17 protein-coding genes are annotated in these 21,781 nt (G+C 65.8%); 1 reads left to right on the top strand and 16 read right to left on the bottom strand.

All coding sequences use genetic code 11. From position 1 onward, the window contains the following. Positions 1 to 46: 46 nt before the first annotated feature. The 12 genes from GRI59_RS01905 to hisD all read right to left on the bottom strand — a co-directional run bounded on the left by GRI59_RS01905 (position 47) and on the right by hisD (position 14,903). Positions 47 to 844, bottom strand: coding sequence for an alpha/beta fold hydrolase (locus tag GRI59_RS01905; protein WP_160759507.1), 798 nt, complete (start codon positions 842 to 844; stop codon positions 47 to 49). Positions 845 to 879: 35 nt separating this feature from the next. Continuing rightward, the gene (locus tag GRI59_RS01910) at positions 880 to 2,355 is read right to left on the bottom strand and encodes a WS/DGAT/MGAT family O-acyltransferase (RefSeq protein ID WP_160759508.1); all 1,476 of its coding nucleotides are present in this window, start codon (positions 2,353 to 2,355) and stop codon (positions 880 to 882) included. Positions 2,356 to 2,473: 118 nt separating this feature from the next. Continuing rightward, positions 2,474 to 3,460, bottom strand: coding sequence for a DUF2891 family protein (locus GRI59_RS01915; protein ID WP_160759509.1), 987 nt, complete (start codon positions 3,458 to 3,460; stop codon positions 2,474 to 2,476). Beyond that, complete coding sequence (locus GRI59_RS01920; protein ID WP_160759510.1) at positions 3,451 to 4,401, bottom strand: 5-oxoproline transporter, DUF979 family subunit; 951 nt, start codon at positions 4,399 to 4,401, stop codon at positions 3,451 to 3,453. The genes GRI59_RS01915 and GRI59_RS01920 overlap by 10 nt, the downstream gene beginning before the upstream one ends. Continuing rightward, on the bottom strand, positions 4,398 to 5,069 hold the full coding sequence (locus GRI59_RS01925; protein WP_160759511.1) for a DUF969 domain-containing protein: 672 nt from the start codon (positions 5,067 to 5,069) through the stop codon (positions 4,398 to 4,400). The genes GRI59_RS01920 and GRI59_RS01925 overlap by 4 nt, the downstream gene beginning before the upstream one ends. Next, a complete protein-coding gene (locus GRI59_RS01930) occupies positions 5,066 to 8,635 on the bottom strand; it encodes a hydantoinase B/oxoprolinase family protein (RefSeq protein WP_160759512.1) in 3,570 nt (1,189 codons plus the stop codon). Before GRI59_RS01930 ends, GRI59_RS01925 begins: the two co-directional genes overlap by 4 nt. 73 nt (positions 8,636 to 8,708) lie before the next feature. After that, the gene (locus GRI59_RS01935; RefSeq protein ID WP_160759513.1) at positions 8,709 to 9,938 is read right to left on the bottom strand and encodes an MFS transporter; all 1,230 of its coding nucleotides are present in this window, start codon (positions 9,936 to 9,938) and stop codon (positions 8,709 to 8,711) included. Beyond that, the gene (locus GRI59_RS01940) at positions 9,935 to 10,705 is read right to left on the bottom strand and encodes an aldolase/citrate lyase family protein (RefSeq protein ID WP_160759514.1); all 771 of its coding nucleotides are present in this window, start codon (positions 10,703 to 10,705) and stop codon (positions 9,935 to 9,937) included. The genes GRI59_RS01935 and GRI59_RS01940 overlap by 4 nt, the downstream gene beginning before the upstream one ends. Continuing rightward, on the bottom strand, positions 10,702 to 11,856 hold the full coding sequence (locus tag GRI59_RS01945; RefSeq protein ID WP_160759515.1) for a cobalamin-independent methionine synthase II family protein: 1,155 nt from the start codon (positions 11,854 to 11,856) through the stop codon (positions 10,702 to 10,704). The genes GRI59_RS01940 and GRI59_RS01945 overlap by 4 nt, the downstream gene beginning before the upstream one ends. Beyond that, positions 11,838 to 12,608, bottom strand: coding sequence for an alpha/beta fold hydrolase (locus GRI59_RS01950; protein WP_160759516.1), 771 nt, complete (start codon positions 12,606 to 12,608; stop codon positions 11,838 to 11,840). Before GRI59_RS01950 ends, GRI59_RS01945 begins: the two co-directional genes overlap by 19 nt. Next, a complete protein-coding gene (locus GRI59_RS01955; protein WP_160759517.1) occupies positions 12,605 to 13,636 on the bottom strand; it encodes a LacI family DNA-binding transcriptional regulator in 1,032 nt (343 codons plus the stop codon). Before GRI59_RS01955 ends, GRI59_RS01950 begins: the two co-directional genes overlap by 4 nt. Further along, the gene (gene hisD, locus GRI59_RS01960) at positions 13,614 to 14,903 is read right to left on the bottom strand and encodes a histidinol dehydrogenase (protein WP_183363540.1); all 1,290 of its coding nucleotides are present in this window, start codon (positions 14,901 to 14,903) and stop codon (positions 13,614 to 13,616) included. Before hisD ends, GRI59_RS01955 begins: the two co-directional genes overlap by 23 nt. 254 nt (positions 14,904 to 15,157) lie before the next feature. On the opposite strand from hisD, the gene GRI59_RS01965 reads away from it, so the two are divergent. Then, the gene (locus tag GRI59_RS01965; RefSeq protein WP_160759519.1) at positions 15,158 to 17,800 is read left to right on the top strand and encodes a TonB-dependent receptor; all 2,643 of its coding nucleotides are present in this window, start codon (positions 15,158 to 15,160) and stop codon (positions 17,798 to 17,800) included. Positions 17,801 to 17,871: 71 nt separating this feature from the next. Here the strand turns inward: GRI59_RS01965 and GRI59_RS01970 are convergent, their stop codons facing one another. From GRI59_RS01970 to GRI59_RS01985, 4 genes are read right to left on the bottom strand one after another with little or no spacing between them, the layout of a single operon-like run. Further along, complete coding sequence (locus GRI59_RS01970; protein ID WP_160759520.1) at positions 17,872 to 18,930, bottom strand: nuclear transport factor 2 family protein; 1,059 nt, start codon at positions 18,928 to 18,930, stop codon at positions 17,872 to 17,874. Between the two features lie 24 nt (positions 18,931 to 18,954). After that, on the bottom strand, positions 18,955 to 19,680 hold the full coding sequence (locus GRI59_RS01975; RefSeq protein WP_160759521.1) for an SDR family NAD(P)-dependent oxidoreductase: 726 nt from the start codon (positions 19,678 to 19,680) through the stop codon (positions 18,955 to 18,957). A gap of 3 nt (positions 19,681 to 19,683) precedes the next feature. Then, positions 19,684 to 20,661, bottom strand: coding sequence for a cupin domain-containing protein (locus GRI59_RS01980; RefSeq protein ID WP_337190218.1), 978 nt, complete (start codon positions 20,659 to 20,661; stop codon positions 19,684 to 19,686). Continuing rightward, positions 20,658 to 21,677: an ester cyclase gene (locus GRI59_RS01985; protein ID WP_160759523.1), complete on the bottom strand. Its 1,020-nt coding sequence runs from the start codon at positions 21,675 to 21,677 to the stop codon at positions 20,658 to 20,660. The genes GRI59_RS01980 and GRI59_RS01985 overlap by 4 nt, the downstream gene beginning before the upstream one ends. Between the last annotated feature and the right edge of the window lie 104 nt (positions 21,678 to 21,781).

Consider the following 21,781-nt stretch of genomic DNA (forward strand, 5'->3'; position numbering starts at 1 on the left):
AGTGGCAGATGTCTGCCACTCTCGACGTTCAGTCAGCCCGGAAGACCTAATCGAGGCTGGTCTTCGGAAACATCCATTGGACCGCCAGCGAAGGCGCGAACGGGGCCCAGGTGTGTTCAGGCTGTGCGAGGCGATCGGCGATCGCGATCATCACGCTGGGATTGACCCCGAGCCCGCAATGGCTGGCGTGGACTTCGATGTTCTCGCTCGGCGTGCGGGTCGGTTTCTGGACCGAACCGCGCCAGTGCACGATCCCGTCAGTCTTGGTGAGGATCGAGGTGGTCGGCACCGGCGGCGCCTCATCAAGACGGCGAAAGCGCCCACCGCGCATCGGTTCGGGGTCCTTGCCGTTCAAGAGCTCGAACAGGCGCGCTGCGCTGGTGTGGTTGCGGTCATCGGAAATCGGGCTGCCGAGGCTGATCACCAGTCGCACCCGGTCCGGGTGAAGCTTGGCAAGTTCGCGCGCCAGCACCCCGCCAAGGCTCCACCCGACCAGCGAGACCTTGCGCCCGCTCTCGTCATTCAGCCGCTTGAGCTGGTTCTCCAGCCGCGTGATCAGCGCATTGTCGACCCGGACGTTGCGCCCGCTGTCCCAGCCGTGGGCATCATAGCCCAGCCCCTTGAGCAAGCGCCGCATCGGCACGGTCGAGGAATTGGAGGCCATGAAGCCGGGCAGAACCTGCACCGCGTGCCCATCCCCTTTGGGCAGATGCGACAGGAGCGGACGGGCCATGTAGAACGCGCCCAGCTCGAAGACAGCGCGCCCTTCGATGAAGGTCCAAATCCGGCTCGGCGGGCGCGGCGGAGGGGCGAATTGTGCGGCGGCCGATGCTGTTGCGGTCATAGTGTTTTCCTTCGCTGTTCGGCGCTTCCGGCCCATCATGCCGCTTTGACTTTACGCGCGGCGCCCTTGCGCTTGGCGGGTGCTGCCTCCGCTTTCGGAGCGGCTGTGGCTTGCTGTGTAGCAGCCAGCAGCTCGGCAAAACTATCCTCGATGCATTTCACGTAGAAATCGGGATCGGGCAGCAGCTCGCGGTCGGCAGTGAAGGCGATAGTCGCCTCGTCGCAATAGCTTTGCACCACATGGCCGAGGCCGAGGCCGTCGGTGAGGCACAGCAGGCCCATCATGCTCTCCAGCCGCGCGCCGGAGAAATGGATCGGGACGGGCGGGCCGGGGACGTTGGTGACCACCGTGGTGAACGGCGGGGCCACCCCGCGATTGGCAAGGCCCAGCCGGGTGTAAAGCTGCGCCCCAAGCGCCATGAACAGCGCAGGGCTGACCTTGCTCATCTCGGTCATGTTGCGCGCCCCGATCGCGTCGGACATAGCCTTGCTGTTGGCGGTTTGCGAGAAGACGAAGGCGAGCCGCTCGGCAGGGTCGGCTAGATGCGTGCCCAAGGGTGCGATCATCGCGGCGACCTGATTGCCCATATCGCCCTTCTCACCGCCTGCGCGAACCGAGATCGGGGCCATCGCGGTCAGGGTCTTCTTGGGCAGATCGTCCTTGGCCAGCAGATATTGGCGCATCGCCCCGCCGATGATCGCGAGGAACACGTCATTGACCTTCGCGCCTTCGGCCAGCGCGCGGATCGCCTTGATGTCAGCCAGCTTGAAGCTGCGCCCTTCGACCACCCGGTGCGGGGAGATTGCGCGGTTGAAGCGCGATTTGGGCGCGAGCATATCGGCGCTGACGGTGAAGTCCTTGACCACCAGCCCCTTGATCGCCTTGGCTAGGCCGGGTGCGGCCTTGGCGGCAACCTCCAGCTGCTTCAGCGGATTGGTTACCGCGTTGAAGTAGCTTTTGCCGAGCAGTTCGATGGGATTGGGGATGCGCTCAGGCTTCCAATTGTCGGGCTTGTTGGGCGGCGGATCGGTGGGCCGCAGGGTGTGCAGCGCCTCCATCAGGTCGATGCCGCTCATCCCGTCAATCGCCGCATGGTGCACCTTGGTGACCATCGCGAAACTGCCTGGGGCGACGCCGGGGACATTGTCGAGCCCCTCGATCACGGTGAACTCCCACGGCGGGCGATCGAGATCGAGCGGGCGGGCAAAGATGCGGGCCGCCTGAATGCACAATTGCCGCCAGTCACCCGGCTTGGGCAGCGCGACGTGGCGGACATGATATTCGAGATCGAAGTCGGGATCCTCGACCCAATAGGGATAATCCAGATCGAACGGCACCCGTACCAGCCGCTGGCGCATGGTCCGGCTAAGCTGGGCGCGGTCGCCGATGAATTGCAGGATGTCCTTGAAGCGCACGAAGCTGCCGGGCGCGGTCTCCGGGTTGTAGACCAGGATCGAGCCGATATGCATCGGCGAATTGCGCGTTTCCAGCGCGACGAAGGACGCATCCATTCCCTGCAATTGGCGCAAGGTTCTCTCCCCGTTGACACCCCTTTGTGGGGTTTTGTTGCGCGCGAGGCTAACAGACGCTTGGGCGCGGTCAACTTGCCGCCCCCGTCAAGAGCTTCCGCTAGGGGCGCAGCAGCGCGAGAAGCACGAAGCTCGCCAGCCAGTGCTCGCCCATGTAGTCGCCCTCGACATGGGGGAGCGCGGCGGCGAGGTGGTCGCGGGCGAGGCGCTGCAAGGGGTCTTGCGGATCGCTGCGGCCGAGCGCGCGGGCAATCTCGCGCAGGCACCATGCACGGCTGAGGTTGAGCCCGTCGAGATGCGCGATCTTGCCGTCGCTGCGGTCGGAGACGATGACCGGGCGGCATTCGCGTTCCAGCCAGCCGTTGTCGACCACCAGCGACTCGAACCACGGGGCGAAAGCGAGATGGGGGCGGGCCTCGCTTATCAGCAGCGCGGCGGTGAGCACGGGGGAGAGGAATTCGTCGCCCCCCGGCTCCCACCCGGCATAGTCAAGGCGGTGGCCGAAAGCACGCTCCGCCCAGTCGTCGATCAGCATGACGAGTTCGGGATCGCGCCCGGTCGCCCAGCGCCGCGCCAGCACCAGCGCGAAGGCAGTGTTGAAATGGGTGCCGACGGTGATCGGATAGGTGAGGATGCCAAGGTAATCTCGAAACCTTGCCGCAAACGCGCGCGCCAGCGGTTCGAGCAGCGCGGCCCAGTCGCGGTCGCCATGCCGTGCGGCCTCGTGGTGCAGGTACATCAGCCAGCCCCAGCCATAGGGCCGCTCGAACCCGCGCGCGGAGGGGCGGTCGAGATAGGCGAGTTCCGCCGCCAGCTTCTCCTCGGTGAAGGTCTCATCGGCCAGCGCGTCGATTGGCGCAGCTTCGGGCATGGCGGGATAGAGCCGCCTGAGGGTCAGCAACGTCCACCAGCCGTGGACGCAGGAATGCCAGTCGAAGCTGCCGAAGAACACCGGATGGGCCTGTCGCGGCAGGCGCAGGTCCTCGGGGCCGGTGAAGACATGATCGTCCTTGTACGGATACGGCCGCGCCACGTGCCCCAGCGCCACGCGGGCGAAACGGCGGGCGATGTCCTCGGTCAGTTCCACAGCCAGAAGGCCCCCACATAGATGATCACGATATTGCAAACGAGCAGCGGCACCGCCGTTCCCACCTGTTGGCGGATCACCGCGTTCTGGTCCTTCAGCTCCAGCAACGCGGCGGGCACGATGTTAAAATTCGCCGCCATCGGGGTGAGCAGCGTGCCGCAGAACCCGGCCAGCATCCCCACCGCGCCGATCACCGCCGGGTTGCCGCCATATTGCCCGATCAGCAGCGGGATGCCGATGGCGGCGGCCATCACCGGGAAAGCGGCAAAGGCGTTGCCCATGATCATCGTGAAGCCCGCCATGCCAAGCGCAAAGACCACCACGGTCAGGAACACGCTGCCCTCAGGGATGATGCCGCCCGCGATCCCGCCAATGATCTCGCCCACCCCGGCGAGCGCGAACACCGCACCCAGCGCGGCCAGCATCTGCGGCAGGATCGCCGCCCAGCCGATGGAGTCGATCAGCCGGCGGCCTTCCTCAGCCGGGGCCATCAGCGGCGGACGCAACCACACCATCGCCCCTATCAGCGCAGCGATGACCCCGATGCCGAACAGGATCAGCGTCTCGCGCCGCGGCTCGAACAACCCGGTCTCGCCCAGCGGGGTATAATTGTAGAGCAGCGTCCCTGCGACCGCCGTAAGGGGCACGACCAGCGCCGGAAGGAACAGCCGGTTGCCAAGCTGCGCGGCATAGGCCTCGCGTTCTTGCGGCGAGGTGGTCGGCGGATCGCTGCGCTTGAGGCCGCCCAGCCCGGCTATGGCCACCAGCGCCAGCACCAGCACGCCGTTGGCAAGGTCGGAGAGATGGCTGCCGAGAAGGAAACTTGCAGAGAGCAGCGCCCAGAAGGCGGCACTGCCCCAGCGCCGGTCCTTCGCGGACAGCGCCGCCCACACTCCAAAGGCCGCGCCTGCCAGCACATAGAGCCACTCGTAAGTGATCACTCGGGCGCCCTCCCCAATCGCCGGTCAAACGCGAGGATGCGGCCCGCATGGATCACGAATGCGCAGATTGCGGTCGGGATCGCCCAGACCGAGAGTTGCAAGGGCGTCAGCGGATAGCCCGCAGCCTCGAACACGCCCTGGATCAGCAGGATCGAGGCGATCGCGAAGAAGATGTCTTCGCCAAAGAACAGCCCGACATTGTCGGTCGCAGCGGCCATGGCTTTCACCTCGTCGCGGGCCGCATCGGACAGATCACCGTGGGTCTTCAGCGCCGCCGCCTCGGCCATCGGCGCGACCAGTGGGCGGACGGCTTGCGGATGCCCGCCAATGTCCTTCATCCCCAGCGCCGAGGCCAGCTGGCGGAAGGCAAGATAGGCGACAAGCAGCTTGCCCATCGTCGCCCCGCGCATCCCCTCAATCACCGCGCGGGCGCGTTGCTGCAACCCGTAGCGTTCGAGCAACCCGATCACCGGCAGGATGATCCAAGTGACCGAAATATAGCGGTTGTCATTGAACGCCTTGCCCAGCGCCTCGATCACCGCGATTGGATCGAGCCCCGCCAGCACGCCCGTCGCCAGCGCGGCGCTGACCACCACCAGCAGTGGGTTGAAGCGCAGGGCAAAGCCCAGAACGACGATGGCGATACCCGCCAGCGGCCAGTAGTTCATGTGTCTGTCCCCCCGAAGCCGCCGCCCCCGGGCGTCAGGATCACGAATGTATCGCCCGGCTGCATCTGCGCCGAGCCGGTCGCGCCGAGGTCCTCACGGGTGCCATCGGCCCGCTCGACCCAGTTGCGCCCCGGCTTTGCGTCGCCCCCTCCACGCAGCCCGCGCGGCGCGACCTTGCGGCGGTTGGCGAGCATATTGGCGCGCATCGGTTCAAGGAAAGTTACACGCCGCACCACCCCGTCCCCGCCGCGATGCCGCCCCTCGCCCCCCGATCCGCGCCAGATGGCAAACTCCTCCAGCCGCACCGGCAAGCGCGTTTCGAGGATTTCGGGATCCGTCAGGCGCGAATTGGTCATGTGGGTCTGCACCGCGCTGGTGCCATCGTGGTCAGGCCCAGCCCCCGATCCGCCGCAGATTGTCTCGTAATACTGGTGGCTCTCGTTGCCGAAAGTGAAGTTGTTCATCGTGCCCTGCGACGGCGCGAGCCTGCCCGTCGCGGCGAACAGCGCGTCGGTGACGACTTGGCTGGTCTCGACATTGCCGGCCACCACCGCTGCGCCGGGCTTCGGGTTCAACATCAAGCCTTCGGGCACGATTAGCGTCACCGGGCGCAAGCAGCCGTCATTCATCGGGATTGCATCATCGATCAGCGTCCGCAGCACATAGAGCGCGGCGGCGCGGGTGATTGAACGCGGGGCGTTGAAGTTGTCGGAAAGCTGGAGGCTCGTCCCGGTGAAGTCGAACACGGCCGAGCGGGCCGCGCGGTCGATGCGGATCGCGACCTTTACACAAGCGCCGTTATCCATCGGATAGGCGAACGCGCCGTCCTCCAACCCGCCGAGCAAGCGGCGCACGCTTTCCTCGGCATTGGCAAGGACGTGGTTCATATAGGCGGCGAGCACATCGGCACCATGTTCGCGCGCCGCCGCCGCCAGCAATTCCGCCCCGCGCGTGCAAGCGGCAAGCTGTGCGCGCAGGTCGGAGAGGTTGCGGTCGGGATTGCGCGCGGGATACTCCGCTGCGGCGAGAATGCGGCGCAGCCCGGCCTCCTGAAAGCGGCCCTCGTCCACCATCAGCAGATTGTCGATCAGCACGCCCTCTTCGGCGATGGTGCGGCTTTCGGGCGGCATGGAACCGGGAGCGATCCCTCCAATGTCCGCATGGTGCCCGCGTGCAGCGACGAAGGCGTCAGGCTCTCCGCTCGTGGCGTCGTAAAACACCGGCACAATCACCGTGATGTCGGGCAGGTGGGTGCCGCCGCGATAGGGATCGTTGAGGACGTAAGCGTCCCCGCGCCGGAACCCGCGACCATCCCGCCCCGCGCCCCGCGCTTCGATCACCCGCGCAATGGAGTCGCCCATGCTGCCAAGGTGCACCGGGATATGCGGCGCATTGGCGATCAGCGCGCCCGATGCGCCGAACAGCGCGCAGGAGAAATCGAGCCGCTCCTTGATGTTCACCGAGGTCGCAGTGGATTGCAGCACCACGCCCATCTCCTCGGCGATCGCCATGAAGAGGTTGTTGAAGATTTCGAGCCGCACCGGATCGACCGCAGTCCCGGCGGCGCGTTCGCGGGTGAGCGGGACGGTGCGGGTGAGGATCAGGCTGCCTTCGTGGGCGAGCCGAGCCTGCCAGCCTGCCTCCACCACAGTGGTGGAGCCCGGGTCGATGATCAGCAGCGGGCCTTGGGCGACCTCGCCTGCCGCCAATGCGGTGCGGGCCATGACGGGCCAGTCTCCGGGCAGCAGCGCCGCCGTGGCTGTGGTGGTTTCGGGGATGCCGGAGGCGGCGGCCAGCCCGCCTGACACACCCCGCGCCTCGACGCTCAGCGCTTCTACGATGATCGCACCCTCCACGTCGGAATAGCCGAAACGCTGGCGGTGAAGCTGGCGGAACGCGGCGTCCATCTGCGCAGGCGCCTCGCAAGGGATCGCAAGCAGGCTGTCGCTTCCGGCAAAGCGCAGGCGCGCGCGGGGCTCAGTGATAATCGCTTCCTCCGCGATGCCCTGATCCAGCAAAGCTTGCCGCGCCTGCACCTGAAGCGCGGCGAGTTCCTGGGCAAAGCTCTCCCCCAACGGCCGCATCAGGCTGATCTCGCGGATCGTTTTTACCGGGGCAAGGCCGATGCCATAGGCCGACAGCATCCCGGCGAGCGGGTGGACCAGCACCGTCTCCATCCCCAGCGCGTCCGCGACGCGGCAGGCATGCTGGCCGCCCGCCCCGCCGAAGCAGGCGAGCGCATAGGTCGTCACGTCATGCCCGCGCGCGACCGAGATTTTGCGTATCGCGCCTGCCATGTTGTGAACCGCGATGGCGAGGAAACCCTCGGCGATTGCCTCGAGCGAGGTGGGTTCGGGGAGCGCGGCGGCGACCTCCTCCAGCCGTGCGCGGGCGGCCTCGGGGTCAAGCGGCTCATCGCCGCCCGGGCCGAACACTGCCGGGAAGAAGGCCGGGTCGATCCGCCCGAGAAACAGGTTGCAATCGGTCACGGTCAGCGGCCCGCCCTTGCGGTAGCAGGCAGGGCCGGGGTCAGCGCCCGCGCTCTCCGGCCCGACGCGAAAGCGCGCGCCATCGAAGCGGCAGATCGAGCCGCCGCCCGCGGCCACGGTATGGATCTGCATCATCGGTGCAGCCACGCGCACGCCTGCCACCACGCTATCGCCGGTCAGCTCCACCTCGCCCGCGTAGTGCGCAACGTCTGTGCTGGTGCCGCCCATGTCGAACCCGATCAGCCGTGTGTGGCCGAGCGGTTCGCAGGCGGCGACCATCCCGACCACACCGCCCGCCGGACCGGACAGGATCGCATCCTTGCCCCGAAATGCCCCGACTTCGGCCAGCCCGCCGTTCGACTGCATGAACCGGAGCGCCTCGGCCGCAGGCAGGCTCGCCGCCAGTCCATCGGTGTAGCGCCGCAGAACGGGCGAAAGATAGGCGTCGACCACTGTGGTATCGCCGCGAGGGATCAGCCGGATCAGCGGCGCGACCTCGTGACTGACGCTGACCTGCGCAAAGCCGATTGCGCGCGCGAGTGCAGCAAGCCGCTCCTCGTGCTCACGGTGCTGCCAGCCATGCATCAGCACGATGGCGAGCGCATCGAGTCCCTCCGTGCGCAGCTGCTCGAAGGATGCGCGCGCCGCCGCTTCGTCCAGCGGGCGCAGCACCGTGCCATCCACCGCCACGCGCTCGTCGATCTCTACGACCTTCGCGGGCAGCTGTTCGGGCAGCACGATATGGCGCGCGAAGATGTGGGGCCGCGCCTGCGTGCCGATCCGCAAAGCGTCGGCAAAGCCGCGCGTGATCGCCAGCGCCAGCCGCTCGCCCTTCCGCTCCAACAGCGCGTTGGTCGCCACCGTGGTGCCGATGCGGAGCTCGGCGATCGCCGCCTCACCATAACGCGCCATCAGCCGTCGCACCGCCTCGCTCGCAGCGTCGGGATAGTGGCCCGGATTTTCCGACAGCAGCTTCTCGGTCACCTGCCGCCCATCCGGCGTGGTGGCGACGACATCGGTAAAGGTGCCGCCACGATCAACGGCAAAGCGCCATGCTGGGGGTTGTGCCAGATTCATGCTTCGCTGTGTTGTCCAGCGCTCACGACAAAGCAACTGCGGCGAAGGACTGAACGGCCCGGCGTCAGCGCCGCTATGTGACCGATCGGCCCGCAGTCTCCGGCAAGACCAGCCAGATCCACGCCGCAAGCAGGAAGCTGACCGAAGCCAGCGCCATGACCGGGCCAAGCCCGAACGCCTCGGCCAGCGGGGCAGTGATGAGCGGGGCGGTCATGCTGATCACGCGGCCCCAATTGTAGATCGACGCGGCGGTCGAGCGCAGGTGCGGCGGGTAAAGCTCTGACAGCCACGGCCCCCAGATCGCCGAGGCGCTGAGCATCACGCCGTAGCCAAAGCCCAGCGCTTCCAGCAGGCCGAGCGGTAGCGGCACGAACAGATAGACCGGGATGATCGCGGCGGCACTGATGAACCCCGCCGCGCCAACCCGGCGGCCAAGCCGGTCGCTGATCCAGCCCCATATCAGCCCGCCCAGTGCCGCACCGATGAACTGCCAGCCCAATACGTCACCGATCACGGTGTCGGGGATGCCGCGCTCGGTCTTGAGGTAGGTGCTCGCCCAACCGGTGAAGGCTTGATAGGCGAAGAAATTGAGGCCCGACATGGTCGCCAGCAGCAACGTCTGGCGGGCGACGCCGGGGCGGAACAGCTCGGCGATGGGGAGCTTGGAAGCGGCGGTCGTGCTCGCGCCGACGGGTCCGCCGAAGGGGAGCAGCTTGCGGTCGTCCGGCACCACCAGAAACGCGAACAACGCCAAGGCGACCGGCACCGCGCCTGCCCACAGCAGCACTTTCCAGTCGGCTCCGGCCCGGAATGCCGCCGCCGAGAGGAAACCAAGCGCCGAGACTGCGACGTTATAGGTCCCCAGCACAAAGCCAGCGATCAGCCCGCGCATACTCGCCGGAAACAGGCCCGAGTAAATGCCGACCGCAATCGGATACATCGCGCCCATGAAGAAGCCCATCAGCACCCGCTGCCCCACCAGCGTGGCAAAATCGGCCACCACCAGGCCGGACAGCAGCATCCCGCCATAACCGATCATCGCAATCATCAGCGCATTGCGCCGCCCGATGATGTCGGCGACCTGCCCCATGACGACCGCACCGATGATCGCGCCGATGGCTTGGACGGTGTAAAGCGATCCCGATTCCGTAAGGGTGAGGCCCAAATCCTCCTTGATATAGGGTCGCAGAATATCGACTGTGTTCCACGACCAGGCGTAGAAGAAATAGCCGATCAGCAGGAACACCAGCGCGGCGATCCGGCGTGATTGGCTGATATCTTCGGCGCGTTGCTGCACTGTCATTGCGCGAAGCCTGCCGCGCGGGCGAGATTCGCTGCACCCTCGCGCAGGAAGCCGTGATCCGACCCCAGCAGGAACAGGCTTGCGCCTTGGGCCTGCCAGTGCGGGACATCGACGGGCCGGGGCGTGAACATTCCGCAGGCGCGCCCGGCCGTGCGGCAGGCGGCGAGGATGCGCTCCACCGCCGCGATCACCTTGGGATCGTCGGGCGAGGCGCAGCCGAGCGCAATCGTCAGGTCGATCCGCCCGATGAACAGCGCGTCGATGCCGGGGACGGCCGCGATGGCGTCAATTTCGTCCAGCGCTTCGAGATCCTCGATCTGAGCGATCACGACACTGGTCGCTGCGCTAGCGTCCAGGTGGTCGGGGATCGCGCGCGTGCCGTATCCGGCGGCGCGGCTTGATCCGGCATAGCCGCGCCGAGCCGGACCGCCGCCGGGGCCGTAGTGGACGCTGGCCGCCACCGCCTCAGCCTCTGCGGCCGAGCGGACATGCGGCACCAACACGCCGTCTGCGCCGCAATCGAGCGCGTTGAGGATTTCGTGCGCCGCCGACGATGCCGGGCGCACCAGCACCGGCATGCCGCCCGCCCGTGCGGCCATGATGCCCGCGTCAAGATCGCGGCGGTCGAACGGCGCGTGTTCAGCATCAAGGCACAGGCAATCGAGACCCGTCCCCGCCAGCACCTCGACCACATGCGGGTGCGGCGTCTTGACGAAGGTTCCCAGCAGAGGCGCGCCGCTCGCCAGGCGGGTCTTGAAGTCGCTCACGCCGCCACACCGCGCCACAGGCGCTCGCTCGCCAGCGCCGCGCCCTCGGCCAGCGTCTTGAGCTTGGCCCAGACGATGCTGGGATCGACCACGCCGAAGCCCGCGAAGGTCGAAAAGCCACAATCCGTCCCCGCGATCACCCGCTCGCGCCCGATGATGCCGGCATAGCGTTCGATCCGTTCGGCGACGACGCGCGGGTGTTCGATGAAGTTGGTTGTGCTGTCGATCACGCCGGGGATCAGGATCTTGTCCTCGGGGATGAGGTGCGCCATTTCGGCGAAATAGGTCCAGTCGGCCTGATGGCGCGGATTGCTGGTTTCGAACAGTAGACCTGCGGGCTTGGCCGTCATCAGCGTCGGCAGGATCACGCCCATCTCGACGTCACAGCAATGCGGGCCTTCGTAATTGCCCCAGCACACATGCATCCGCACGCGGTCCGCGGGCACATTGCGCAGGGCGTGGTTCAAGGCCTCCACATGCCCGCCGATCAGACGCAGATACTCAGCCTCGCTCCGGTCCTTGTACATCATGTGCCAGCCAAGGCCGAGATCGGGGCTGTCGAGTTGTAGCAACAGGCCCGCCGCGACAATCGCCTCATATTCCGGCCGCATCGCTTCAGCCAAAGCCTCGAGATAGGCGTCCTGCGTGGCATAGTGCTCATTGGGCTGGAACAGCGCAATCACGCCGGGCGAAGCACTGTTCATGAAGCCGCCGCCGGGCTGGTGCTTGACCATCGCGGCGACCATGTGGGCGAGGTCGGCCTCGAGCGGCTCCATGGATTTGACCGCGATTGGCCCCACGCATTTGGGGCGGCGATAGGTGGGCGTGCCGCCGCCCTTGGCCTGCCGTTCAAGGAAGCTCGGGAACATCTCCAAGTCTTTGGGCGGCGTGCGCGGACTGTCGCCATCGAAGCCGGTGATTCGGTCCTTGATATAGGTCGCATAGCTGATCTTCGACATCTCCCCGTCGGAGACGAGGTCGATCCCGGCTTCGACCTGACGCTGCACCGCGTCATCGACCGCCGCACCAATCACTGCGTCGAACTGCGCGGGGTCGACGGCCTCGCCGCGTTCCTGCGCGAAGACGAGGTCGGTGACGTCCTTCGATCGCGGGAGCGAGCCCACGTGCGTGGTCAGGATGCGGTCGGACATGGCGCGGGGCGTTCCTCTGGTTGGGCTGCGGTCAGCGTGGCGAGCCACAGCTTGAGCTTCTGGGCGAGCGCCAAGGGCGCTTCGAGCGGGACCATGTGGCCTGCTGGTTCGATATGCAGTTGGGCATCAGGTATCAGCCCTTGCCAACGGCGATGCCATGCGGGCGGGCATAGCGCGTCTTCGCTCCCACCCATCAGGAAAACCGGGCAGGTGAGCTGGGTCAGCGCTTCGACCCGATCAGCCCGCAGGCGCAGCGCCTCACTTTGGCGGATGAAGGCGTCTGGACCCATCGCCATCCCCATGTCGTGCAGCAGCCGTAGCAGGGTTGTATCCGTACGGTTGGCGGGCGCGAGGTAGTTTGGCTTGAGTTCCTGGGTGAGCACCCGCTCCAGCCCGCCGCCGAGCACTTCTGCCTGCTGGACGGGGCGATGTGCGGCGCGCTCGGGAAGGTCGCCGGTGGCGTTGTAGCCGATCAGCCCAAGGCCCGCGATCCGCTCGGGGGCCTGCACTGCCATCTCGACCGCAACAATCGCGCCCATCGAAAAGCCGATGGGGATGAGCGGGCCGTCTGTCGCAGCCAGCGCGCGGGCGGCCATGGCGGCGATGGTGTCGTCCTGCGTGGTATCGGCATCCGCCGCCGTGCGTCCCGTCGCCGCTGCAAGCGCTGTGCGGATCGCCCCGTCAGCCCCGTCCCACAACCGCGCATCGCACATGTTGCCGGGGATCAGCAGCGGGAGCGGCGCGACTGTCATCCCAACCGCGCCGAGCGGCCGGGGAGCAATTCTCCGCCGAACAGGCGCTGTTCGGGGATCATGCCGGGTTGCTCAATCCGTTCGATCAGCATGTCGACCGCCGCCTGCGCCATGCGCCGCACCGGCTGGCGAATGGTGGTGAGCTGGTATCCGCCCCAGGTCGCCGGCCCGACGCCGTCAAAGCCGACGATCGAGAGCTGTTCGGGGATGGTGAGATCATAGGCCCCACGCGCGCAATCGATCGCGCCCAGTGCCATCGCGTCGTTGGTCGCGATCACCGCATCAAGCGCTCCGCCCGATGCGACCATCAGCACGCGCAGACCTTCGTCGCCCGAATGGTAATCGAACCCGCCGCGATAGATGAAGGGCTCGATCCCCGCAGCTGCCAGATGCCGCCGCGCAGAATCGAGGCGTTCTTCGCCGACATAGCTGTCCTGAGGGCCAGCGATGATGCCGAACCGGCGATGCCCGGCGGCGAGCAGGTGTTTGACCAACTCGCGTTCCCCCGCCGCACTATCGCAAGCGACACTGGCGGCAGGCTCGGCCTCGCCGACGCGGTTGTAGAGGATGATCGGGATGCCGCGATCGTTGAACTGGCGGATTTGATCGTCCTTCAGCCGCGCGGCAATGATCGCGCCGTCGACCCGGTAGGGCCAGATCAGCCCCAGCATCTCGTCAATCTCCGATTCGGACGCGAGGCTGAACAGCAGCACCCGATGGCCGACGGCGGAGAGGCGCTGAGTCAGCTCGGCCAAGACTTCGGGATAATACAGGTTGGTGAGGTTGGAGATCACGACCGCCACCAGATTGGTGCGCCGGGTGATCAGCCCGCGCGCAAAGGCATTGGGCTGATAGCCAAGTTGCTTGGCCGCGCGCATGATCTTCTCGCGGGTCTTGGGCGCGATCGAGGCGCCTTTGCGGAACGCGCGGCTGACCGCCGATTGCGATACTCCGGCCAGCTCGGCGACATCATAGGATGTCGCGCCCGAGCCGCCCGGCATCGCCTCAGACAGCTTCTTCTTTGGCATATCGTCTCACCCGGATGTCGGCCTGTTCCTTGTGCCCGGCAAAGCCTTCGATGGCGCACAGGCGCGAACAATATTCCCCCACCATCGCGCTCGCCGCGTCGGTCAGCACCCGCTGATAGGTACACGTCTTGATGAACTTGCCAACCCACAGGCCCCCGGTGAAACGGGCATTGCCGCGCGTGGGCAGGGTGTGATTGGTGCCGATCACCTTGTCGCCGTAAGACACGTTGGTGCGCTCACCGAGGAACAGCGCGCCATAATTGGTCATGTGTTCGAGGAAGTAATCAGGATCGCGGGTCATCACCTGCACGTGTTCTGACGCGATCTGGTCCGCGATTTCGACCATTTCCTCGTAGCTGTCGGCGACGATCACCTGGCCGTAATCGGCCCAGGCCTTCGCGGCGATGGGCGCGGTGGAAAGGATGGTGAGCTGCCGCTCGATCTCGGCCATGGTTTCGCGTGCGAGGGTTTCCGAATTGGTGAGCAGCACCGCGGGCGAATTGGGCCCGTGTTCGGCTTGGCCGAGGAGGTCGGCGGCGCAAAGCTCCCCGTCCACGGTATCATCGGCGATCACCAGCGTCTCGGTCGGCCCGGCAAGCAGATCGATCCCGATCTTGCCGAACAGCTGACGCTTGGCCTCAGCCACGTAAGCGTTGCCGGGGCCGACGATCATGTCGACGCTGGCGATGGTCTCCGTGCCGAGCGCCATCGCGGCCACCGCCTGCACCCCGCCAACGCAATAGATCTCGTCCGCGCCCGCCATGTGCATCGCCACCACAATCGCGGGGTTGGGCTTGCCCTGATAAGGCGGCGCAACCGAGACGATGCGCTTCACGCCCGCGACCTTGGCGGTGACGACGCTCATATGCGCCGAGGCGACCAGCGGATACTTTCCGCCGGGCACGTAGCAGCCGACCGAATTCACCGGGATGTTGCGATGGCCGAGCACGACGCCGGGCAGGGTTTCAACTTCTACATCCTTCAGGGCATCTCGCTGGATCTGGGCGAAATTGCGCACCTGCGCCTGAGCAAAGCGGATATCCTCGATCACCTGCGGGGCCAGTTCGGCATAGGCGGATTCGATGTCGGCATCAGACAGGCGGAAGTCGGCGGGGTTCCAATTGTCGAACTTGGCCGACCAGTCGCGCATCGCGTCATCGCCCCGCGCCTTGATGTCAGCAATGATCACCTCGACCGTCGCGCGGACCTGCGTATCGGCTTCGGCGGTAGCATCTTCGGTGATGCCGGTCTTGAGGTAACGTGCCACTTCACTGTCTCCCACCCACAGGGCATCGCCCACTGTGATTGAGAGGGATGGTATAAGGATGTGACTTCGGATGCAATAAGCTGACTGCGCAAGAATGTGAGATTTTCGCGAGCAAAAGCACCGTTTGCATGGCATTTCTGCAACAATGGGTAATTGATGTACGTCAACTTCCCCAGCCGAGTACGATTCATGTTGCATCCGAAGTCAAAAATGGCATCTCTGATATCTGCAACGCATTTTCAGGGGGAAAACACATGGTCGGTCAGTTCAAATCCGCCTTCGCCGTCGGCGTCAGCATCATCGCGATGGGGGTCGCGCTGCCGGCTCATGCGCAGGATGGCAGCGCTGACGCGGAGCCTGCTGCCGATACTGGCGGCATCAACGAAATCATCGTCACCTCGCAACGCCGTGAAGAGAACTTGCAGGATGTGCCGATCTCGGTCTCGGCCTTCACTGCGGATCAAGTGCTGGCGCGCGGGATTACCGATGTCGGCCGCCTTGAAGGCATCGTCCCCGGTTTCACCTTCGGTCGTTCGGGCCAGGACGCCCGCCCCTCGATCCGCGGGGTCCGTACTGAAAACGTCGGCGTCAACGGCGACACCACGATCGGCTTCTTCATCGATGGGGTGTACCAGTCACGCGCCACGCAGGCGACCGCCGGCTTTGTCGATGTCGAGCGGGTGGAAGTCCAGCGCGGGCCGCAGGGCACGCTTTACGGGCGCAACACCTTCGGCGGTAACATTGCCATCACCACGGCCCAGCCCGTGCTTGGCGAAATGCTCGGCGGGCTAGATGTAACGGTGGGCGAATATGGCCGCTTCCGCACCGATGCCTTCGTCAACCTGCCGGTTAGCGATACGCTCGCCGTCCGCGTCGCTGGCTCGCTCGAAAAGTCCGACGGGTGGGTGAAGAACGTCAATCCGCTTGGCAACAATCTGTTCGACGATGACAGCAAATATCTGCGCGCCACCGTGCTGTGGGAGCCGAACGACCAGTTCTCCGCCGCGATCAAGTTCGATTACTCGACCCGCGGCGGCGCAGGCGGTTCGGCCTTCGGCTACAAGATCATCGGCAGCTACTTCGATGTCGGTTCGCGCCAGCAGCTGTACAACGGCACACCGGTGCTCAATCTTAACACGCGCGGCGGGAACCGAGACGGGGTGAATGATGCGCTGCCGGGCGGAACTGCGACCAGTGACCTCGGCGTGCCGGTGTTCGCACCGGGTGACGGCTACACGATCGACACGGATCAGAAGACGATCCTCGATCTGGAAAACAAGGCGATCACCGCCAACCTCGCCTATGATTTCGGCGGCATCACGCTGCGGTCGATCACGGGCTACACCGATTTCGGTGCGATCCGGACGCAGGATTCCGACTTCTCCGGCAACCAGATCGCGATCGACTATCAGGACACGCGCGCCGAGACCTTCAGCCAGGAAATCCAGCTGCTTTCGAGCGACACGGCCAGCAGGCTCGATTGGGTGGTGGGCGCGTACTACTTCCATGACGAGTTGACGGGCGTCTTCATCAACCAGCAGCTTCCGCGCATCATCCGCAATGTCACACCCAACCTCACCCTGCCGCAAAACGGCGGCGGCTTCTACGATCAACAACGTGCCACGACGGAAAGCGTCGCCTTCTACGGGCAGGCAACTTACGAGGTGGTCGATAATCTCCGGGTTACGGCCGGCATCCGCTGGACTGAAGACACCAAGGATTTCGCTTTCGCCAATGCCAACGCAGTGCTGCCCACCAGCGGCACCCCGCCGGTGCCGCAGGGGACGGCGATCACGCTCAACACCGGGCCGATCCCCGACAGCGCCTTCGGGGCGCAGGGTGCCGCCACCAATTGCACCTACACCACCTTCCCGCCGCCGCGCCCAGGCTTCCAATGCCTTGCAGCCAACACCGCGGTGCTGACCGGCGCGACCTATGACACAGCCAAGTTCCGCAAGGCGACCTGGCGGCTCGCGGTCGATTACGACGTGACGCCGGACAACCTGCTCTATGCCAGCGTTTCGACCGGCTTCCGGTCGGGAGGGTTCAACTCGGGTCAGGGGCCAGCGGCGTTGCAACCGACGTTTGATCCGGAAGAGGTGACGGCGTACGAAATCGGCTCGAAGAACCGCTTCTTCGACAACACCGTGCAGCTCAACCTCGCCGCCTTCTACAACCGTTACAATGGCTTGCAGGAGCAACGTCAGGTGCCGCAGGGTGGCACCACGCTGTCGATCATCGAAAACAGCGGCCGCGCCCGCGCCTACGGGGGCGAGGCTGAGCTGCTCTGGCGCCCGGTTACGGGGCTCGAGATCGGGGCTAACGTGGCCTACCTCAACGCAAAGTACACCGAGTATGATCAAGTGCCCGCTCCGTTCGGCACCAGCATTCTGGTCACTGATGCGACGCAGACCACGCCGACCATCGTCAATGGCGTGCAGATCGCAGCTGCGGGCCAGCGCCGCGTGTTTGCGCCCGGCTATGACTGCGGACTGATCCCCGGCACCGGCGGCACTGGCCAGCCGGCTGCGGCGTTCGGTTGCGATATCAGCGGAAATTCGATCCCGCACTCGCCGGATTGGACCGGCGCGGTGTTCGCCGGGTACGACATCGACCTCGGCTCGCTCGGCACCCTGACGCCGTTTGCGATCATGACCTTCTCGTCCAGCTTCTTCGGCCAGCCGTTCAACTCGGTGCTCGAACAGCAGCCTTCGTTCCAGAAGGTCGACTTGCGACTGACCTGGGCACCGACCGACTTCATCTCGATTCAGGGCTTCGTGAACAACGTCACCGACGAACGGACCATCAACCGCTTCGTGTGGGGCGGCGGTGGGGCGCTGCAGGCGAGCTTTGCGCCGCCACGCCAGTGGGGCGCGCTGCTCAGTATCCGGTTCTGATCGAAAGCTACCCCTTCAGGGTCGCAAGAGGGGCGGGGTCACTCCCGCCCCTTTTCATTGCCCGGTGACGATCACCCCCGAGCGTGGCCAGCAACCTGCCGCAGCACGGCGATATCGTCCCAGATGGTGACTTCCTCACGGACGCGGTCACCAATCACCCGGAAGTGGCTGACCGCCATGATCAACAGAGGCGCGCCGGTGGGGGTGCCATAGTGGCCCTCGCCCTCGTGCCAGCCCGCCAGCGACCAGCGCACCGCAACATCGCGCGCCTCGCCCAGATAGGGTACTTCGGCGATATGCTCGATCCTGAGCCGCGCGCGTCGGCCAAAGGCGGCGCGGAGCGGGGCGGCGAATTCAGCGATCTGATCGGGGCCGTAGAGGAACCGCCCGCCCGGTACCCAGGCGCCCAAGCGGAAGTCGGACAGCGAGCGCGCCTTTGCATTATCCCCCTCCTGCCAGACAGCGCGCAGCAGCCCGACCGCGACCTGCGCCGCCTCGGACTGCGGCGCGGCATCGGGCGCGGCGAGCGCCTCGGCATGATAGGGAGCCAGCACTTCGATAAGCGAGCGCCCTCGCGCTGCATCCGCCGCCGCCTGTCGTTCCGCCACGGCCTGCGGATCAAAGCCGAGCTGCTCCACCAGCGCCAGATTGTCGCGCACCAGCCATTCCTCGACGATGCGGTTTTCCCGGCACAGGCAATCGGCGATGGTGCGCACCAGCACGCGCTTTCCAGTGGCGGGGCCGAAATCGCTGTCCCCGAGATTGGTCATCTTGGACGTGATGAGGTGCGAGGAGAGAAAGCTGCCGTCGCCCTCGTCGGACCAGATCACATTGTCGCCATCCAGCCGCCGGTCAGGGAAGGCGGCGAGCGTGGCCCAGGTGTTGTCGACCACGGTCTGCGCGCCGGTGATCGGCCCGGCCAGCGTGTGGATCGCGCAGTCTTCCGAATACCAGTCGAGGCACAGTTCAACTTTGCGGTCGTGCCAGATGCGTTCGGTGATGCGGATGATGTAGTGCGGGAAATCGACGAATTCGTCGGCGAAGCCCGGCAGCGCCATGCGCCGTTCCGGGCCGGGCGCCATCATCGCGTCAATGTCAGTTATGGCCACACGCATGACGGGTTCGGGCATTGTCGGGCTCCTGCGGGATCGGATCTATTGCGCGGTCCAGCCGCCATCGATCAACAGGCTATGCCCGGTGATCATCGCCGCCGCTGGCGACGCGAGATAGACGACGGCGGCCGCGATGTGATCAGGCGTGGCAAGTTCGCCCATCGGGATCATCCGGTCAACGAAGGCAGCAAAGGCCGGGTCGGCGAAAAAGCTCTCCGTCAACGGCGTCTTCACGAAGGTCGGCGCGATGCAATTGACGCGGATGCCGGCGGGCGCGAGTTCCACGGCCATCGCCTTGGACAGCCCTTCGAGCGCGTGCTTGGTCATGCAATAGACCGTCCGGCCCGGCGATCCGACATGGCCCATCTGGCTGGTCATGTGAATGATGCTCGCCCCGCGCTCCATCTTTCGCGCCGCTGCGCGGGCGATGCGGAAAGCGCTGCGGACATTGAGGTCGAGCATCAGGTCGAGCGCCTCGTCCGTGACCTCGGCAAAGGGCTGCGGGCGATTGGTGCCCGCATTGTTGACGAGGAGATCGAATGCCGGCGCTGCGGCAATGCGGGCGAGCACTTCCTCGCCGGTGACGTCATAGGGCCAGGGATCGAACGCCGCGCCGAGCTCTGCGCTGAGGCTGCCGAGTTCGGTCGAGGGACGGGCGATCCCGGTCACATGGGCACCGGCTGCCACCAGCGCATGACAGATCGCGCGGCCAAGACCCTTGCTCGCCCCGGTCACCAGCGCGTGTTTTCCTGCGAGCACTCCGGTCATGGCTTAGACCGGTTCAGGCACGGGGAGCGTATCGCCGCCGCGCACCTGCACCACGCGCGCCCCTGCCGCGCCGCGATTGCTGATGGCCCGCGCCGCGCCTTGCGGGACGGTGATGGTATCGCCCGGGCCGCAGGTGGTCGTCTCGTCGTCGATGGTGACGGCGACATTGCCATCTTGCACGAACCACACATCGGCTACCGACAGCCGGTGCGGGGCAATCGCGGAATGCGGGGCGATTGCGATTTCTGCGACGGTGAAGCCATGCGGCCAAGCAATCGGCGCAGCGCCGATCAGCAGGCGCTCGGCAATGCCCGGCGTGTCAGCGTGCAGCGCTGCCGGGCGAGGCATGGCGGCGGGAATGACGCATTGGGCGAGCGCGGCGGAATCCACCTGCGCGAGCGCAGCGATTTGCTGCGCCGTGGTCTCGGGCATTGGCCGCGCATCCGGCGGCACGCTTTCACCCTTGGCAGTATCGACTAGCGTGCCGTCTTCCAGCAGCACCAGCCCGTAATCGCGCGCCATGTCGAACACATAGGGCGCCCACATCACGTGCCCGGCATCATCGCCGCCCAGCACGGCCCACAGGAAGCCAGTATCCTCGCCGACATTCTCGAACCCACGGAACAGGCGCGTGGGGATCGAGATCAGATCGCCCGGCCCCATGAACACCTCGCCATCCGTTCCTCGCTCCCCGGTCATGAAGCGCCAGCGGCCGGAGTGGACGTAGAACACCTCCACCGTCTCGTGGCTGTGCTGCGAATTGAGGCAACGCGGCGGCTGACGCGCGCCGCCAATGTTGAAGCCGTGTGGTTCGGAAATATGGACGTGCTGGTTCGGATTTTCCGCCACGCCAGGGCCGATGATGGTGAAGTTTTCCTTCTGGTCTGACCCGGGCGAGCGCGTGTCGATGAAGGCATCACGGCACGGCACCAGATCGCCGTAGCGCACGATCCTGCGTTCGATGGAGGCGAGGCCGGTCACAGCGAAGTCCGCGGATCGCCGCACAAGTGGGCGATGCGCCCGAAGACATCGTAGCCCATCTGAAGCAGCAGGTGAGTGATATCGAGCGGCACCCAATTTTCGGCGATGAGGCCGTTTTCGCAGCGATAGAAGTCCATTACTCGCATCCCCACGCGGCGGCCCGTGGCGGGCATCCCGAGGAACCCGTCACCGGTGTGAGTGGCGGTCACGCTCGGCCAGCCGCCGGTGACGACAAACTCCCCATCGCCGATCCGCCCGACATGCTGCCCGCCGCGCCGGTCGGGGAAGGCGGTGAGGAACGGGATCTGGTGGACGGTGCGAAACCCGTCGAGACCGAGACTGGTGCCGATCCCGGCCGACCCATACCACGCGAAATCGGGCGTCCAGTAGGGGGCAAGATCCATCGAATCCAGCGTGTGTCCGTCAAAAGTGCCAAGCGCTGCGTGCATTGCGAGAACAAGGTCGAAGCTGGTACGCCCCGCCTCGGCATCGACGGGGCTCAATGCGCGGGCATTGCCACCCGGTGCGGGCCACATGCCTTCCGCGCCAAGGCTGGGCGCCAGCGGCCAGAGGCCTGCCTGCCGGACAAGATCGAGCATATCGGGCAGCATCCAGCTTTCGGCAATCCGCCCGCTCTCGATGCGGTGAATCTCGCCAAAGCGCAGCCACACTGGCTTGTGGTTCGCCGGAATGCCCGCAAGGTCATGGGTGAAGGTGCCGCGGTAATGCCCCATCACCGCCACCATCACCGCGCCTGCGAACTCGCCCGCAGCGACGATGGCATGGGTGCGGCTGCAATGATGGAACGCGTGCTTCACCGGGGCGAAGAAGCTGGCGATCCCGGCGTCGAGCCCATCGAGCTCATTGAACGGATGGGCGATGTGGAAGCGACAGTCTGGCGCGAAAATCTCGGCCGCCGCGGCAGCGAGATCAGCCGCGCCGCACGCCGCCAGCCGGGCGAGTCCGGCATCGACCTTGCGCTTTGCCGCGTCGCAATCCACCCTCTGAAATGCCACGGAACTCTCTCCTCCAGTCGCCACGATAAAGGGGTATTTTGCATTCGCAGTCAATCAAAAAACCGGCCACTTGGCGATTTTGGGGGTCATTCGGCACGGGTAAT

The organism is Erythrobacter ramosus, from assembly GCF_009828055.1.
Lineage (GTDB): Bacteria > Pseudomonadota > Alphaproteobacteria > Sphingomonadales > Sphingomonadaceae > Erythrobacter > Erythrobacter ramosus.